The sequence below is a fragment of the Chryseobacterium piperi genome (assembly GCF_002285635.2).
Classification (GTDB): Bacteria; Bacteroidota; Bacteroidia; order Flavobacteriales; family Weeksellaceae; genus Chryseobacterium; species Chryseobacterium piperi.
Genome location: NZ_CP023049.2, coordinates 905,941 through 923,583 on the forward strand (window position 1 = coordinate 905,941; position 17,643 = coordinate 923,583).

Sequence of the window (17,643 nt, forward strand, 5' to 3'; positions counted from 1 at the left end):
CAATTTAGTTTGAATATATTACTCTAGTGTGTGAGATAATTTTTATATTGTAGGTGTATATTTATTAAAACCAACAAATTATGAAAGGAAAACTATTTAATTTACTATTAAGTGCATTTCTATTGGTCTTCATCCTGAACTCCTGTAATGATATGACACCTGATGAAAATGAAGGCTCTCAAAACGAAACTTCAATCACTAATACCTGGAAAGATAATCCTTACAAAGTGAATGTAATCTATTTTGTCCCCAACGATTTAGATACGATTCCGGGATATCAGAAAAGATTGAGTAACATTATGTTGCATGTACAAAAGTTTTTCGGAGACAATTTGAAAAGAGCAGGCTATGGCTATACCTCTTTTGGATTAGATCTTTTGTCTGATACCCGAGTGAATATTATAACCATTAGAGGAACAAAAGGAAAAGACTCTTATCCCTATTCAGGCGGCGGTGGGGCTGTATTGAGTGAAGTGCAGCAATATTTTATGTTGAACCCAGGACAAAAGAAAAGTGAACATAGCTTAATTATCATCCCTTCCTATAATTCAGATCCTAATAATCCAGGAGGACCACCATTTTATGGTTTAGGTAGGGATTGTTTTGCGCTGGATTATCCTGAAATGGATACGGATAAGTTTGGATTACCGGGAACAGCAGGAAACCTTGCTACAAAATGGATAGGAGGTCTTGCTCATGAATTGGGACATGGCTTGAATGCTCCTCACAATAAGGAACATAAGACCAATATGTCTACCTTAGGGACGGCATTAATGGGGTCAGGGAATTCTACTTATGGAAAATCACCGACTCATATTACCAATGCTCACTCAGCCATATTTTCTCTGTCACAGCCATTTTCGAAATCCATCAGAAGTGATTGGTATAGTGCTGTACAGAACAAGCTGGAAAGTGTAAAAGGAGAGTTTCGTGATAATAAAATTATAATCAGTGGAAACTATACTTCAAGTCTACCAGTAAAGGCGGTTACTGTTTACCATGACCCTTTTCCTGCGGGAAAATATTATGCAGACTATGATGCTCTGGCATGGAATGTCCAGCCAACTGGAGGAAACAGCTTTTCTGTAGAAAGCTCACTGGATGATTTTCATACCTTATCAGGAAAGTATCAGTTAAGAATTGAGTTTCATCATGAAAACGGAACAGTGACCACCAACAGTTATCAATATGAGTTTGTTAACGGAGTGCCTAATGTTTCAATAATTAATACAAGAGATTTATTGAATAGATCAGCATGGCAGGCTATTTCTACGAATAGCCAGGAAGCAACCGATGGCGTTATCGGAAATATTCTGGACAATAATTTTGATACCGTGTGGCATACAGTATGGAGAACTGGCGAAGCACCACTACCCCATCAGTTTATAGTAGATATGGCCTCTGCAACTTCCGTTAACGGCTTTGCATTTGCCAATCGCAGTAATTTAAATGGTGCGATGAAAGATATTGAAATCTTTAAAAGCAATGATAATATCAGCTGGACGAGTATAGGAACATTCGCGCTCATTGCCCAACAGAATTGGCAATATGTGGATCTGCCACAAAACGAATCTATGAGGTATGTAAAAGTTAAAGTTAACTCTACCAATGGAGGTTTTCAATACACTCATCTGGCTGAGTTCGGAGCTTATTAATTATTGGCTCTTTTGATCATTCAGAAAGATGATTTAAAGTCTAATTATTACAAAAGAGACTAGCTTTTAAAGCTAGTCTCTTTTGATTTTTTGATGAATGAATATATTATTTTTTCATCCAAGACTGATTGTCTTTATTATCAGAACGTTTTCTACCTTTATCAATATTATAAGCAAAACCTACTCCTAATGTTTGTTTTAGCTGTGTTCTTCTGATCTGGTTGTGATCATACATTAAGTCTAAAGTAATATTGGTAGATATGAATTTGTTAATTTTCATGTTTAAGATCCCACTATAAGCAAGTACCAATCTATCCGGGTGATCTAAATAGTTTGAAAATACAGAACCTGTATTGATCAAACTGATATTGTCCATAATTTTCACTTTGTAAATAGCAGTTCCTAAGAAACCAAATTGGAATAATGAAGAATCTCTATTATTTTTCAATCCATAGCTTCCTGCATATTGAAGATCTTTATCCAATACAAAAGTCCATCTTCCGTTAGCCGGACGTAATGTCATGGTGAAATTATCGTTAGGTCTGTAAGTAAAACCTACCCCTGCATTCAGATATCCAGGAGCCATAAAGTTTGAAATCTTTTTAGCATCAGGATTATTCCCATCTTCATATCCAGGTGCAAACTGACTTTGTAAACTTAGTCCACCAGATACATACCAGTTTTTAGCAATCTTTCTACCATAGTTTGTAGAAAGGTTGATAACATCCTGTGTTTTTCTTGATCCTACTCCCTGAGTGTTATTTTGTCCATAACCAAGAATAACGATATTTTCCCAAAGATCTTTTCCCTTTTCGTAAGTAAGGTTATAATTAACACCGGCAAGCCAACCTACGTTGTTAGCTCCACCCCCAACCCAGTTGGAAAATGCAGCCTGGTTCAGCATTAATGTGTTCTGACCTTGGATACTCCATGCTTTGGTCGTATCTACTACGGGAGCATCAGTTTTTGTTTCTTGTGCAAAAGCGAGTGTTCCAAGAGAAATGGAAACGGCTAATAAAATTTTTTTCATAATTTAAAAGATATTGGTTGCAAAAATAGAAAATATAATTTTTGTTAAAAATTATTAAAAAAGACTAAATTTATTTAAAATTAAGATTTTTTATAATATGATTCAAAAAAATAAATGAATGGTATTTTATAAAAGTCTCATTTTTATATAAAAAATTATTGTGTAAACTTTAATAATGATAGAAATCAGTTGATTTTTTATGTCATTTATTTATGAATATAGTTTTACGTTAATGATTTGAAGAGCACTATCTTAGTAGCGTGATTAAAATTCTTAATTTTGCAGAATATGGAAACTGATGGGATGAAAAAAGAGATTCTATACTTAAAAATAGCAGGAATTATTGAGAAACAAATTCTCAATGGAACCTTGCGACTAGGGGAAAAAATTCCTTCTATCCGTACAGTACAAAAAGTATATAATGTAAGCATTAATACGGTAAGGCAGGCATTCCTCGAACTGGAAAGTAAATCTTTGATAGAGTCTGTACCCAAATCAGGATACTTTGTAAGTAAAGCTTCCCAAAGAAAGTTTTCACTTCCCTCAGTAATTATACTGGATTCATTACAAAAAGAAAAGCATCCTGAAGATCTGTTTCATAAAACATTTGCTTCATCAGAAAATACAGATATTACTCATTTTTCTCTGGGACTACCTGAGAAAACGCTTTTGCCGATTGCAAAACTGAATAAAAGTGTGGCCGCGGTTATGCGGAGTTTGGCTAACGGTGGGGTGACTTACGAGTCAGTACAAGGGAATCTGAATTTCAGAAGAACTGTTGCCAGATGGGCGTTTATGTTGGAAGGAAAGATTACAGAAGATGACGTAATAGCCACTTCAGGAGCGATGAACGGGATGTTTACTTGTTTGATGGCGGTTACAAAACCAGGCGATAAGATTGCGGTTGAAAGTCCTGCCTATTTTGGAATTTTAAAGATGATCAGTGCTATGGGACTGGAAGCTGTAGAAATTCCTTCCGATCCTGTTACCGGATTAGATCTCGATGCGCTTAAAAAAGTTTTACCCACGATCAGCGCCTGCTGCTTTGTGGTTAATTTCAATAATCCTATGGGGACCTTAATGCCTGACGATAATAAAAAGGAATTGGTAAGAATGCTGACAGAACGCGATATCCCTCTGATAGAAAATGATATATTCAGGAATGTGTATTATGGATTAGAAAGGCCAAAACCTTGTAAAGCGTTTGATGAAGCAGGAATCGTGATGTTGGTTAATTCCGTATCCAAAACACTGGCTCCGGGATATCGGGTGGGCTGGATTATTCCCGGAAAATATAAAGATAAAATCATCCAGCAAAAGCTGATACAGACAATTTCCACTCCTGCTCTCTATCAGGAAACCATTTCTCATTTTTTGGAAAACGGAAGATATGATCATCACTTGCATACTTTCCGGAAAACTGTACACTCAAATTGTCTGAAACTTTTACAGGGAATTGAGGATTATTTTCCTGATAATACAAAAGTGTCTCAGCCGGCAGGAGGTTTTATGTTATGGGTGGAACTGGATAAAAAAATTGATACAGTCCAACTTTTTGATATTGCTATAAGACAGAATATAAGTTTTGCACCGGGAAGAATGTTTACACAGTACAATCAGTACAATAATTGTATGAGATTGAACTTTGCAATGAACTGGAATGAGAAGATTAATGCCGATTTAAAGACACTGGGACAGATTGTTAAGGACGCTTACTAAATCTGTGCCCTAATAAAAATCAGCAACTGTATCTGTATCTGCCCTATCGATTGACCTAAATTTGTAAACACAAAACCAAATGAGAAAAAAATTGATGGGGCTATCACGTAAGATGTGTAGCTTCATCTTTTTTTTTGTACTCTACTTCTCATCTTTTTATCTTGAGATGAATCAATAAGTCTTCTTTTTTTAAATTCTATTATTTAGATTTTAACGCTAGCTCTATCCTGAATGCTTTCGTAGTATTTTTTGACGCCTTAATATGGGACCAAATTTTCGAATTGACGATTATTTCGGATTATTTACTTCTTAATTAATTTAATATTATGTTTATGGGTGTAAATAAATTAAAAATATTAATAAAATTACAATGCGAAACATAATATGTTTGTTATATTTGCCAACGAAATAATTTTTTTTCATCATTTGTGTTTTTTAAGGCCTCCCTAGGGAGGCTTTTTTAGTAGAGGAACTATCCAGTTTTTTTAATCTTATTATTTACAAACTGGTTTTACTTCATTTAATAAAGTGACTAGCATTTTCCCCGGTTCTTCAAAAGGGATCATATGAGCTGAATTTTCAAACCATATTCCTTTTTTTACAGGAGCTTTTACATTTTGTAGCCATTGGGAAGTTGGTTCTGAAGGTGTTGTGTAATCATGTCTTCCCATAAACATAAATACAGGAATAGGAAATTGATGAACGTTTTTAAAATTGACATTGAGGAACTCGGGAAGGATTTTTTCTAATGTAAAAAGGCTTCCTTTACCAATAGCTTTTACATCTTCATAAGAATACTCCGGAGATAATAATGGGGCTTGAAAAAAATACTTTGAATCATTTTTAAATGCTGTTAAGCCTCCATAATACTGAGGCCATTTTCTTGCAACAATAATTCGGGCTCTTGTAACAGGAGTATTTCCCGGATATGGTGCAATTGATGCCAATTCTTTTAGGGCTGTGCTGTTATTCAATCGGGTCGCCTCTTTTAGAGCATAATCAACGCTTAAGCGTTCATTGTCTTTCGTGTTAATAATTTGTCCGATTCCAACATAGGCATAAAACAAATCCGGTCTTTTCAATGCAGCATTCATAGAAATTACCGTACCCCAGCTATGACCCATCAGGATCAGCTTTTTCTTTTTATATTTCTTTTTAATTAATTCTGCCAGCTGTATGGCGTCATCAACATATTGAGTGATTTTTATGGTATTGTTTAGATGTAAGGTATCATTTGCGTTATATGTTTTACCAGATCCTCTTTGATCATAGTTTACTACTGTGAAATATTCTTCAATAGGTCTTTGAAACATCCACATTACCGGAGAGATTGGAGATGCCGGGCCTCCATGTACGAATAAAATTATCGGATTTTCTTTATTTTGTCCTCTTGCATATACCCATTGATCTACCCCACCAATATGGACTTTGTATCTTTCCTGAATTCCGTTTGGATTAACAATAGAATCAAGATCTTGAATAATTTCTTTGGCTTTTGCATATTCATCGGAAGGCTGCTTATGCTGTCCAAAAAGCCCCATTGAATAGAGCAGTAACGTCAGAAATAAAAATTTGTTTCTCATAAGTTTTTTATATTTTGGTATTAACCATTTAAATTCTCAATAACCATGGCTGAAGCTCCCCCACCTCCATTGCAGATGGCAGCTACTCCATATTTTCCATTTTCCTGTTTCAGAACATTGATGAGTGTTACCAGAATTCTGGCTCCCGAAGCTCCTATCGGATGACCGATGGCTACTGCTCCTCCATAAACGTTAACCTTTTCCGGATCAAAACCTAAGATTTTCTGATTAGAAAGGGTAACTGAAGCATATGCTTCATTGATTTCAAAATAATCTATTGCTGAAAGATCAAGATTAGCAGTTAAAAGTGCTTTTGGAATTGCCAAAGCAGGAGAAGTGGTAAACCATTCAGGAGCTTGGGCAGCATCTGCATAACCTATAATTTTGGCCAGCGGTTTCAGCTGGTATTTTTCTACAGCTTCAGCTGAGGCTAGAATCAAAGCTGCTGCTCCATCATTCAGATTACTAGAATTAGCAGCTGTAAGCAGTCCATCTTTTTCGAAAACAGGTTTTAGCTGGGTTATTTTTTCAGGAATAAGTTTATCAATATCTTCATCTCTATCTATAGTAAAGGTCTCCTTTCCTTTCTTTATTTCAATGGGAATAATTTCATTTTTAAATTTTCCCTGAGCTGTTGCATTTTGTGACTTTTGATAAGAAGACAAAGCGTAGTCATCCAGTTCTTTCCTGGTATGACCATATTTTTTTATACCCAGCTCTGCTGCGCTTCCCATATGGAAATCATGATAAACATCCCATAATCCGTCTTTAGTCATTCCGTCGGTAAGGGTAAGGTCACCTAGTTTTTTCCCATTTCTTATAAAAGCATAATGTGGAACATTGCTCATACTTTCCATACCTCCGGTTATAATAAGATGTTCCAATCCTGTTTGAATCTGCTGAGCTCCCAATGAAGTAGCCTTCATCCCGGAAGCACAAACCTTATTGATGGTCGTAGCATCTTTGTCATAAGGAATATCAGCAAAAATAGCAGCCTGTCTTGCGGGGGCCTGTCCTACTCCTGCACTGAGTACGTTTCCCATATAAACACTATCTAATAATTCAGGTTCTAATGAAATGCTTTGATACGCTTCACGAATGGCCATAGCGCCTAATTGTGGTGCGGAGAAAGCAGATATGCTGCCCAATAATCCTCCTACCGGAGTGCGTTTTGCTGATACAATAAATACTTCTTTCATGATATTTTTATAGATTTTATTTTAGTGATTTTTAAGATAACCATAAAGGTAAGAAATATAAATATCAGATTAATAATGATATAGCTGTTTTGTGTCGCTTATAAAAAAGATACTTTATTAGATTTGGCAAAACCTGAAACCAATGCTTACTTAAAAATAAAACGTCTGACCAGTTTATAATAAATCCGGTCAGACGTTTTTTGTCTTATTTGCAATAAATAGTCTATAAAAAGAAAGTGTCTGTTTAAGCTATTTAGAATCTTGCTTTATTCAAATCAAGTAAGAAAATATTCAGACTTTGATGAATCGACCATACTGAAGATTGGACTTGGTTGATCATCGAAGAACGAGTATACAAATCTGCTGCTGTATAAGCCCCTCCTTCACTAAAGACGATAGATTTGGCCGCTTCTTCTTTGCTTCCTTCAAATTGTGCATCTATCCACCATTCTCTCAGATCTTCCAATAAGGATTTACCCTTGACGGTACCCAGCTTTTTTTCCGACAGCATATACCAAACAAAAGGAGAAAAGTTTTTAGGTTCAGATCCTGTCCAAAAATCATTAAGCAAATTGGTTTTATGGTAATAATTAACTTTTTTCCCTTTGGCATTCAGGGTCATAAACCCTAATCCGGCTCCAGCAATTCCAGCACCAATAGCTACTCCATTATTAGCATCATCATTTTTAATCAACACACCAGCTGCTACAGCTGCAGCCCCTATGACAAAAGATGTTGCCCAAATTCTGTTGATGCGTTTGGCATTCAAATTATCTACATAATTAATCATCTCGCGGGCCCGGTCTGCCTCACAATTAATTTCTGCAGAAACTGAAGAAAGTTCTGATAATGCGAGGGTTACTTTATTATTGATATCAGCTTTTAATTCTATATACCGGACTTTTGCGGCAATGGTTGTATCTCTCTTTAGCTTTGCCAGCTCCCTTGCTTCTTTTACAGCATCCAAGGCATTTAATACAAGGATGTCTTTGTCTGAGAAGTAGGGTTTTAATTCAGTATTATTGGCCAACACAGAATCTGAGGATTTATTGATGTGAATGGTAGTGTATTGTGATTTTAATAGCGTACTACAGTGGTCGTCTGCTGCTAAGGATTTTACTGTAGAATTAAATCTGTTATTCGTGGCACAAGAACATAATGTAATAGCTAATAGTAGCCAAAATAATCTATTTTTTTTCATTTTCTAGTTTATTAATTTTTAACTCAATTGTTTTTTCATCTATGATTAGAGGGCAAATTAATGGCAAAAATATAATATAAAAATTCAAAATCCCAGCTTTTATAAGGGCTTATGGTATTTGTAAAAAAGATAAATTATATAACGAATTGGATGTGATAGTTGGGTATGCAGGTGAGAACCATTTTTCTGACTTTATTTTCTCTGAAAGTAAAGTCGATTCGTTATAGGTAAAATCCACCGGTATGATACGGTATAAACCTTGTCGTTCCCTCAGCATATCTGAAAATTTTTATTTTTATGAAAATTACGAAAAAAATGAAATGAAAAAAGAAAATAATTTATTGATATTTAATTTATGTGATGTAAATGTGTTATAAAATTGCGGTATAGATAATATGATTAATTATTTCGTAAAATGAATGATTTTGTTCTCATGATACCCCATTAAAAAAGGGGTTCAACTAGTGAACACCCTTTGTAATGATTTTTATAATCTGTTTATTCCGTCTTATTTTTAAGCATCATGAGAAGGTCATAAGCTCCTTTCTGGACAATTCTTTTATCATTAAGAAAATCTGATTTTAGAATTTCTGTAAACTGATCATCTGAAATACCGGTGATTACAGGAATCATTTTATACTGACGATTTCCCATGTCTTCAAAAATATAATTCTTATTTTCAAAGGAAACGACCGATTCATTAGGTAAACTCGGGGTAGTTCTTCCTCTGATTTTTACTTCCGCATTAATATACATTCCCCTGATCAGTTCTGAATTAGAACTACTTAGTTGGGCTACTGCAATTGATGAACCGCCATTTTCGATATTGGGTACCGTGCTTATGATCTTTGCCATGTATTTCCGATCCGGATTCTGATTGTTGTAAACTTCAATCTGCTGCCCTGTTTTAATGTCGTTGACATCATTCTCAAATACCTTTAATTCTAATAATAAACCGGAAGGATTGATCAGTTCAAATAAGGTATCGGAAGGATTGATGTATTGTCCGTTGTTGACGAATATTTTACTGACAAAACCGCTAAAAGGAGCATGAATGCTTATTCTACTTCGGATATTTCCTGAGTTCAGACCTTGGGCGCTAACTCCTATAATTCTTAATTTTTCTTCCAGTCCTTTTAAAGTTGCATGCAGTGTTGAGTAATCTGCCTGTGCCGTTTGTAACGTTTTATCACTGCTTGCTTTACTGGTATTAAGGTCTTTCTGGCGATTGAGATTGAGTCTTGCCGATTCAAGCTGGGCTTTGGTAACAAGGTAGTCTTGCTGGAGCTGGATAAACTGAGGATCTTCTACTACTGCAAGTATCTGTCCTTTACGGAAATGGCTTCCATTGATAACATTAATGGATTTAATATGCCCACCCATAATACTGGAAAGAGAGCTGATATGAGACGGGGATATTTCTACCTTTCCATTCAGCCTTACCAGTTTGTCCATATTTTTATTCTGAATAATGGCGGTGCTAATTCCTGCAGTTTTTATCTGCTGGCTGGTTAACTGAACGGTATTCTGATCTTTTCCGACCAGTTTTTTGTTTTCATAAACCGTAGTTTCCGCTTCCTTTTTTCCTGAACATGAAGATACAATAATTGCTGTGGCAAGAATATATGTGGATGTTTTTTTGAAATACATTGAACGATTATTTTGAAATTAAGAAATTGAGTTCTGTTCCGATTTGGTTTAGTTTTTCTATATTCTCGATATAGTCTACCTTTATTTTCACGGCCTGGTTGGTTAAGATTACCCAGTTCAGGTAATCGATTTCTCCGGCTTCCATTTGCTTTTGTGCTGTTTTTAATATCGTTTCCGATTTTGGCAGTTGCTTGTGGTCATAATTTTCAATGATTTTTAACTGATTGACATAAGTGCCTACCAATTGTCCATATCTGTTCTTCAATTCAATTTCCTTTCTTTGGTATTCATTTTCAGCAATGGTAACTTTAGCTTTCGTAGCCTTTGCCAATGCACGCTGACCCTTAGTAAACAGAGGAATTCCTACGCCGATCTGAACCGAACTAAAACGATTGTTATTAATGTTTTTCATGCTCTGATTCGTATAGCCGATCAGCAGGTCAGGAAGGAGCTTACTTTGCTGCCATTGGGCTTCTGCTTCATTCACTTTAATCTGTTGGTTCAGAAACTGTAATTGGGGATGTTGTCTGATAAGATCCTCAGAAGCCTGAAGATGTACTCCTAATACAGGTTGTTCTGCAATGGGTTGATAAGGCTGATCGGACTGCAGCAATACCTGGAGCTGAAGCCTGGCTACATTCAGATCATTTTCCAGAATATTCAATTGTATTGTGGCCTGTTCTCGTTGGATCTCTGCAGTAGATTCTTCTAATATATTAGCTTCTCCCTTTTTTAAACGTAAGCTTGCTTTATCAGCAAAGTTGTTGTACAGCTGGCTGATGTATTCAAGAACTTTTTTCTTTTCCTGAAGAACAATAATGCGATAGAACACCTCCGAAACCTCTTTGGTCAGCTGAGTCTTGGTCAATTGTTGGTTCATTACGCTGGACATCCATTCAGCATCCAGCATTTGTTTTCTTTTAGAATAAACGGTGGGAAAGCTGAACCGCTGAGATACTGAAATTGAATTATCGGTCTCCTCACCTTGAATCTGACCTAATCCACCCATCACTTCCAATTGAGGAATATCCAGATAGCTGGCTTTTAGCTTTTCCTGATAGGTTGAAATTAGTTTTGAATTTTTAAAAGTTCCGTTTTGCTGGAATGCTTTATCCAGTGCCTGATCATAGGTGATATTCTCCTGTGCGCTTAAGCTTCCGAAAGAAATAAGAAACAGGATGACAGTAAGCTTTTTATAGTTGTTTTTTTTAGAAAATTTCATTTTATTTTTATTAATGCGTTCAAATAAGACATACAGAATAGGTAATACAAATAAGGTTAAAAGTGTGGCCAGCATTAGGCCTCCGATAACTACAGTAGCCAAGGGTCTCTGTACTTCGGCTCCTGCTCCATTGCTTAAAGCCATTGGTAAAAACCCTAAAGAAGCCACAAAAGCAGTCATCAAAACCGGACGAAGCCTGATTCTGGTTCCCATTAAAACAATTCTGCTGGTATTGGTAATCCCGTTCTTTTTCAACCGATTAAACTCTGATATCAAAACGATTCCGTTAAGTACTGCAACTCCGAATAATGCGATGAACCCTACTCCGGCACTGATACTGAAAGGCATTCCTCTTAAGGCTAAGAAATAGATTCCTCCTATGGCTGATAATGGAATTGCTGTATAGATCAGTAAACTATGTTTTACAGAGCCGAAAGCAAAGAACAGTAACAGGAAGATCATGACAAGTGAAATAGGAACGGCAACTCCCAGTCTTGCCTTTGCTTCATTTAAATTTTCAAAAGCACCACCATAGGAAATGGTATATCCTGAAGGTAATTTTAAATCTTTATCAGCTTTTTGCTGAAGTTCTTCTACAATACTCTGTACGTCTCTTCCCCGGACGTTAAATCCTACAACAATTCTTCTTTTGGTATCTTCCCTCTGAATTTGGTTCGGACTGCTTTTCAGCTCTATTGTAGCCAACTGGTGCAATGGAATCTGTTCTCCTGTTGCAGTAGGTACCAGAAGGTTCTGAATACTGGTGATGTCCTTTTTATGCTCATTATCCATACGGACTACCACATCGAACTTTCGTTCCCCTTCATATAAAGCTCCGGCAGTCTGTCCTGCAAAAGCCATATTGATTACTCTGTTAATTTCCATGACAGAGATATTATAACGGGAAAGTTCAGCACGGTTATAGCCGATCACCATCTGAGGTGCTCCAACCACGGGTTCAAGATAAAGATCCTGGGCTCCTTTTACCGTATTGATGATACCTCCTAGCTTTTTAGCATATATAGCAAGACTGTCCAGATTTTCTCCATATATTTTGCATACAACATCCTGTCTGGCGCCTGTCATCAATTCGTTAAAACGCATTTGTACAGGAAACTGAAATCCGGTCGTTAATCCTGGAATCACCTGTAAAGCTTTGCTCATCTTTTCCGACAGTTCGGGGAATGATGTTGCTGATGTCCATTCTTTTTTTGGTTTCAATACGATGATCATATCTCCTGCATCCATAGGCATTGGCTCCGTAGGAATTTCAGCACTTCCGATTTTAGTAACTACTTTTTGTACTTCCGGAAACTGCTTTAAAAGAATGCTGGCAGCTTGTGTGGTTGCTTTTTTAGTTTCATTGATATTACTTCCCTGGAGAATTCTCATTTCAACGGCAAAATCCCCCTCTTCGAGTGAAGGAATAAATTCCCCACCCATTCTGGAAAGTGTAAATACAGCTCCTGCAAAAAGGATAAGTACGCTTAAAATAATGGTTTTCCGATACTTCAATGCTTTCATCAACAACTTTTGATGACCATTTTCAACGCGGGTCATTATTTTATCTGAAATCGTATCTTTTGTTTTCTTCTTTCTACTCAGGATAAGAGAGCTCATCATGGGAATATAGGTAAGGGAAAGTAAAAATGCTCCGATCAACGCAAAGGCAACGGTTTGTGCCATGGGTTTAAACATCTTTCCTTCAATTCCCTGCAGGGTAAAAATAGGCAGGTAAACGATCAGGATAATGATCTGGCCAAATACGGCACTGTTGACCATTTTCGTTGCAGAGTCCGAAACCTGTCCGTCCATTTCTTTTTGGCTTAGTAAATTATCTTTTCCGAAATGCTTTTTATGGGCAAGTTGGTGAAGTACAGCCTCGACAATAATAACGGCACCATCTACGATGAGCCCGAAATCCAAAGCTCCAAGGCTCATTAAATTTCCACCTACTCCAAACAGGTTCATCATGATAATTGCGAAAAGCATAGCCAACGGAATAACGGATGCTACCAAAAGGCCTGCTCTGAAGTTTCCTAAGAAAAGAACAAGGATGAAAACGACAATTAAGGCTCCCTCCATCAGATTGGTTTTCACTGTACTGATGGTATTGTTAACCATTTTAGCACGATCGAGAAAAGGTTCGATAACGATGCCTTCCGGTAATGTTTCCTGAATTTTTTCGAGCCGTTGTTTGATATTTCCAATGACTTCATTAGCGTTCTCACCTTTTAGCATTAAAACAATCGCGCCGGATACTTCCCCCGTATCATTGTAAGTCATAGCGCCATATCTTGTGGCATATCCGATTTTAACGTTAGCTACATCTTTAATATGAACCGGAATTCCTTCTCTGGTATTGGAGACCTGGATGTTTCCAATATCTTCTGTACTTCCTAAAAGTCCTTCACTACGGATGAACAATACCGTTTCTTTCTTTTCAATATAGGCTCCTCCGGTATTCTGGTTGTTTTTTTCCAATGCATTGAAAACATCATTGATATTAATATCAAATGCCTGGAGCTTATTGGGGTTAATGGCTATTTCATACTGTTTCAGTTTTCCACCGAAACTACTTACATCGGCAACACCTTTGGTTCCAAGAAGCTGTCTTCGGATTACCCAATCCTGAATGGTTCTGAGCTCGGTTTCATCATAGATGTTTTCGTAGCCTTTTTTAGCCCGAACAACATATTGAAAGATCTCTCCCAATCCGCTGGAAATAGGACCCAGCTCAGGCTTCCCGATTCCTTCCGGGATGTTTTCCTGTACGATCTGCAAACGTTCCTGTACCTGTTGGCGGGCCCAGTAAACATCCGTATTGTCATTAAAAACGATGGTAACAAGAGACAGTCCAAAACGGGAAAAACTACGCAGTTCTGTAATTCCGCTGATATTACTCGTAGCCTGTTCAATAGGGAATGTAACTAATCGTTCAATATCCGCCGCACCATATGATGGAGCTACAGTGATCACCTGAACCTGATTGTTGGTGATGTCAGGCTGTGCATCGATAGGTAGTTTTGTTGTTTCATAGATCCCAAGAAGGATCAGCCCTAAAGTAAAAAGGGCAATAATGAGTTTATTCTTTACAGAAAACTCAATAATTTTATTTAACATGAAAAAATAATTAATTGATAGATAACAAGGTTTTACTGCTTTAAATGAAATTTTAAAGCATAGTTGTTTTATTTAAAATCAATTAAGAAAGGCGCGGTGGCTGGAAAATCCTGGAAAGGTAAAGGCTGGAAAAGTCTTTTTCCTGATAAATACTATTTTTTTGAGGAATATGAATTTCCTTTATAGCTTCAATTTGAAAAATGGTTTCCGGAAGCTGAGCATATACCATCAGTACGATCGGAGGATTAATGAATGGCAATTTCTGATCGGTATCCCAGTCGTGGTCTTTCTTATGGTTGTCATAATGCTCTACCAGAAATTCTACACAATTACCATCGTATTCCATAAGATGTTCTATAAAGACCGGAGCCTTTAGTACTTCCGCCATATTGGTGGTGGCAAGCACGTAAATCATAGAACAAAATATAGAAATCAACTTCAGCATATAGGGCAAAGATAAGCCTTTTTAGCCTTTTTTATATGAATCAATTGTTAAAAAATGGTGTATTTATGGATGTTTTACTCTTTTTTAAATGTTTTCATGAATGGTATGGTATTCGTTATGAAGTCTTTACGATCATTTATTTTTGATGAAAACAAAAGTTACTTGTTGTAAGTTTCATGGCTTTGAGAAAATGGTAATCAGAGGTTTAACTGTTAAAAAATAATATATTGTAAATTATTAATAGTAAGAGCCTGTTTAAAAAAGTAATAATAAAAATAGTAAGGGTTAAAAGTTGCATAAAAATTGTCATTTTAGAGTTGCAAAAGAAAAAAACATCAATGTATCCAACAGACTTAACCCAAACTCAGTGGCAATTTATAAAAAAAGCATTAGATTTTGATGACAGAAAACGAAAATATGATTTGGTTGTCATTTGGAATGCTATCAGTTATTTAGTAAAAACAGGCTGTCAATGGAGACTTTTACCTCATGATTTTCCCAAATGGCAATTGGTTTATTACTATTATTCAAAATGGTCAAATCTGGAGATTTTCGATTTATTATTATCAAAATTGAGAGAGGAAGTACGACGAAACAGGGGTCAGAAAGCGCAGGCAAGTTTAGGAATTATTGACAGTCAAAGTGTTCGTTGGGGAAATAACCGTTCACTCAATGGCTTTGACGGAGGTAAAAAAATAAAAGGAATCAAGAGACACGTTGTGGTAGACAAAAATGGTTTTTTGTTAGCCGTAATGGTAAGTGTAGCCAATGTTCATGACAGTAAGGCTGCATTGTTACTGATCAAAACACTGCGATATTTACTAATTCCGCTTCAGGTAATCCTGGCGGACGGAGGTTATAGAGGAGAGATTATTGAGGAAATAAGAATTAAGTTTAATTATATCATTCAGATCGTAATGCGGAGTGACAAAAAAGTAAAAGGGTTTGAGCCAATTCATAAACGATGGATTATAGAGCGTACATTTGCTTGGTTTGATAACGATAGAAGATTATGCAGAAATTATGAACTCTTAATGGAATCCTCTGAAAACATGGTCAAATTATCCGCCATAAAATTATTACTGAATAAAATTTAAACAGACTCTAAGATATTTATCAATTTCCCAGTATTTTTATAAATTAGTAAGATAAAAACACAACTAAATTATTTCAAAAATTGTTTTATTCAATGATAAATGGAGAAGATTTTACAGGAATGTCGATAGATTTATTAAAGAGAAAACTCATCTCCCGGTATGTATATATCATGTTTCTTGTTTTGGCAATTTATGTACTTATTTTCTATTTTGTTTTAAATATGAATCTTCTGGCCGGTTGTACTCTTATTTATCTTGGATTAGCTTTATATACTTGGTTGCTCATACGCGAAAAATATAATATAAAAACGCTGGTTCATATTCACTTAATTTCGGCACCTTTGTTTGCTGCATTTATTATGCTGGCATTCCTGCAGGAACATTGAGGTTTCCTCCGGCATCAGTAAGCTGTCCTCCATAAAACGTAGAATAATTCCACATTAATATCTTGGGAGCTGAAGAATTATTTCTGAGTAAAACATTGTTTTCAGATCCACTTGCTGTAGAGTTCGTATTATTCGTGGCAGTTGCAGAAGCATTTTGTAAAGAATGTCTCATGAATACTTTTACGGTATAAAGGCCATCCGGGGTTTTAGCATCTACTGTAAAGCCTTTAACGCCTGTATCTGGATCCGTTACAAATTTCATATAATCCATTACCGCAACTTGCTGAATATCTGCATTGATCTGAGTTCCAACAGTTACTGAACTGCATCCTGCAAGTCCGGGATTAGCTGCTGTAAAAGGACTAAGATCAAAGGTAATACCTACGGGAGAACTCTGAGAAGCATTGGGAGTACCTTGTATTGTAAAAACCAGGGTACCGGAACCTTTGTCTAATTTACCGTCAGCAATGGTAGCCGTTACATTGGTATTCCCTGTTGAAGTTAAGGTAACCCCATTGAATCTACCCCCATTAGCTCCTGAATATGGAATTCTCATAATAGTTCCGGAGATTATTGGAGTTGGGGTATTTCCATCGATGCTTTGAGAAGGATCAAGAATGGCAGAATTACAATTTAAATTTGCTGAAGCGGGTACCACAGAAGAACTGTCAATCATCTGCCACTCAGTACCTGTCCAGAAGTAATAGCCATTAGGATACGTCGTTCCGCTGTTAAATATCAATAAACCAACAGGCTGATCACTGACATTTCCATTTCCGTCGCTGTCGAGATCCAGGGTTGTTGAAGTTAAGTTAACCTGAGGGATTGTTATTCCTCTGTTTTTATCAATTGATGATATGGTTAACATTGAATAATCACTTGGCTTAGTCGTGCCTATAGAGGTTTGTCCAGTTGATTTTACCAGAAAGTCATTGGCTTGCTGAGTAGATGTAGGTGTTCCTGTAAGTGGATTATCTTTTGCTCCGTCAATGTTAAAAACACCTTGAGGAGTTGTTGTATTAATCCCGACTTGCGCTTTCAGGAATAAGGGAGATAATGCCACTATGGCTATCCATAATTTGTTTCTCATGATAGTATTTATTAGAAATTAATAGTTGTTTTTTTTGAAGCATTTATAGAAAGCGCTTATTATATAATAAGTTCAGGAAGATCGCTTTCGAGTGAGTGCGAGAATCTTTTGCAAAATTAAATCTTATAAAAAAGGAAAAAAACAGCATATCAATCATATTTTTAAATTCATTTACAATGATATATGTGATTGTTATTCAGTTAATTGATTCAGCTGTTTTTAAAAAGTGACTATAATCATGAG

Annotated in this window: 12 protein-coding genes; 4 read left to right on the forward strand and 8 right to left on the reverse strand. The window is 36.2% G+C overall.

Going from position 1 to position 17,643, the window contains the following annotated elements:
* The first annotated feature begins 80 nt into the window (after positions 1-80).
* Complete coding sequence (locus tag CJF12_RS04035) at positions 81-1,655, forward strand: discoidin domain-containing protein (RefSeq protein WP_034684931.1); 1,575 nt, start codon at positions 81-83, stop codon at positions 1,653-1,655.
* A gap of 106 nt (positions 1,656-1,761) precedes the next feature.
* Here CJF12_RS04035 and CJF12_RS04040 read toward each other — a convergent pair whose 3' ends face one another.
* Positions 1,762-2,685: a DUF3078 domain-containing protein gene (locus CJF12_RS04040; protein ID WP_034684929.1), complete on the reverse strand. Its 924-nt coding sequence runs from the start codon at positions 2,683-2,685 to the stop codon at positions 1,762-1,764.
* A 303-nt stretch (positions 2,686-2,988) separates the two neighbouring features.
* Here CJF12_RS04040 and CJF12_RS04045 point away from each other — a divergent pair, with 303 nt between their 5' ends.
* On the forward strand, positions 2,989-4,404 hold the full coding sequence (locus CJF12_RS04045) for an aminotransferase-like domain-containing protein (RefSeq protein ID WP_034685042.1): 1,416 nt from the start codon (positions 2,989-2,991) through the stop codon (positions 4,402-4,404).
* Positions 4,405-4,898: 494 nt separating this feature from the next.
* On the opposite strand, the gene CJF12_RS04050 is transcribed toward CJF12_RS04045, so the two are convergent.
* The 6 genes from CJF12_RS04050 to CJF12_RS04075 form a co-directional block, all read right to left on the reverse strand.
* Complete coding sequence (locus tag CJF12_RS04050; protein ID WP_034684925.1) at positions 4,899-5,987, reverse strand: alpha/beta hydrolase; 1,089 nt, start codon at positions 5,985-5,987, stop codon at positions 4,899-4,901.
* Positions 5,988-6,007: 20 nt separating this feature from the next.
* Positions 6,008-7,186, reverse strand: a complete 1,179-nt coding sequence (locus CJF12_RS04055) for an acetyl-CoA C-acyltransferase (RefSeq protein WP_034684923.1) — start codon at positions 7,184-7,186, stop codon at positions 6,008-6,010.
* A 253-nt stretch (positions 7,187-7,439) separates the two neighbouring features.
* Positions 7,440-8,387: a hypothetical protein gene (locus CJF12_RS04060; RefSeq protein ID WP_034684921.1), complete on the reverse strand. Its 948-nt coding sequence runs from the start codon at positions 8,385-8,387 to the stop codon at positions 7,440-7,442.
* Between the two features lie 498 nt (positions 8,388-8,885).
* Entirely contained in the window at positions 8,886-10,037 is a 1,152-nt protein-coding gene (locus CJF12_RS04065; RefSeq protein ID WP_034684920.1) for an efflux RND transporter periplasmic adaptor subunit, read from the reverse strand.
* Between the two features lie 7 nt (positions 10,038-10,044).
* Complete coding sequence (locus tag CJF12_RS04070) at positions 10,045-14,382, reverse strand: CusA/CzcA family heavy metal efflux RND transporter (RefSeq protein WP_034684919.1); 4,338 nt, start codon at positions 14,380-14,382, stop codon at positions 10,045-10,047.
* A gap of 82 nt (positions 14,383-14,464) precedes the next feature.
* Positions 14,465-14,797, reverse strand: coding sequence for a hypothetical protein (locus CJF12_RS04075; RefSeq protein ID WP_051887284.1), 333 nt, complete (start codon positions 14,795-14,797; stop codon positions 14,465-14,467).
* Between the two features lie 368 nt (positions 14,798-15,165).
* Here CJF12_RS04075 and CJF12_RS04080 point away from each other — a divergent pair, with 368 nt between their 5' ends.
* Both CJF12_RS04080 and CJF12_RS04085 read left to right on the forward strand, forming a co-directional pair.
* Positions 15,166-15,924, forward strand: a complete 759-nt coding sequence (locus CJF12_RS04080; RefSeq protein ID WP_095591055.1) for an IS5 family transposase — start codon at positions 15,166-15,168, stop codon at positions 15,922-15,924.
* Positions 15,925-16,016: 92 nt separating this feature from the next.
* Positions 16,017-16,310: a hypothetical protein gene (locus CJF12_RS04085; protein ID WP_034687201.1), complete on the forward strand. Its 294-nt coding sequence runs from the start codon at positions 16,017-16,019 to the stop codon at positions 16,308-16,310.
* Here CJF12_RS04085 and CJF12_RS04090 read toward each other — a convergent pair.
* Positions 16,282-17,400, reverse strand: coding sequence for a hypothetical protein (locus CJF12_RS04090; RefSeq protein ID WP_051887381.1), 1,119 nt, complete (start codon positions 17,398-17,400; stop codon positions 16,282-16,284). The two genes, CJF12_RS04085 and CJF12_RS04090, sit on opposite strands and share 29 nt — an antisense overlap.
* Between the last annotated feature and the right edge of the window lie 243 nt (positions 17,401-17,643).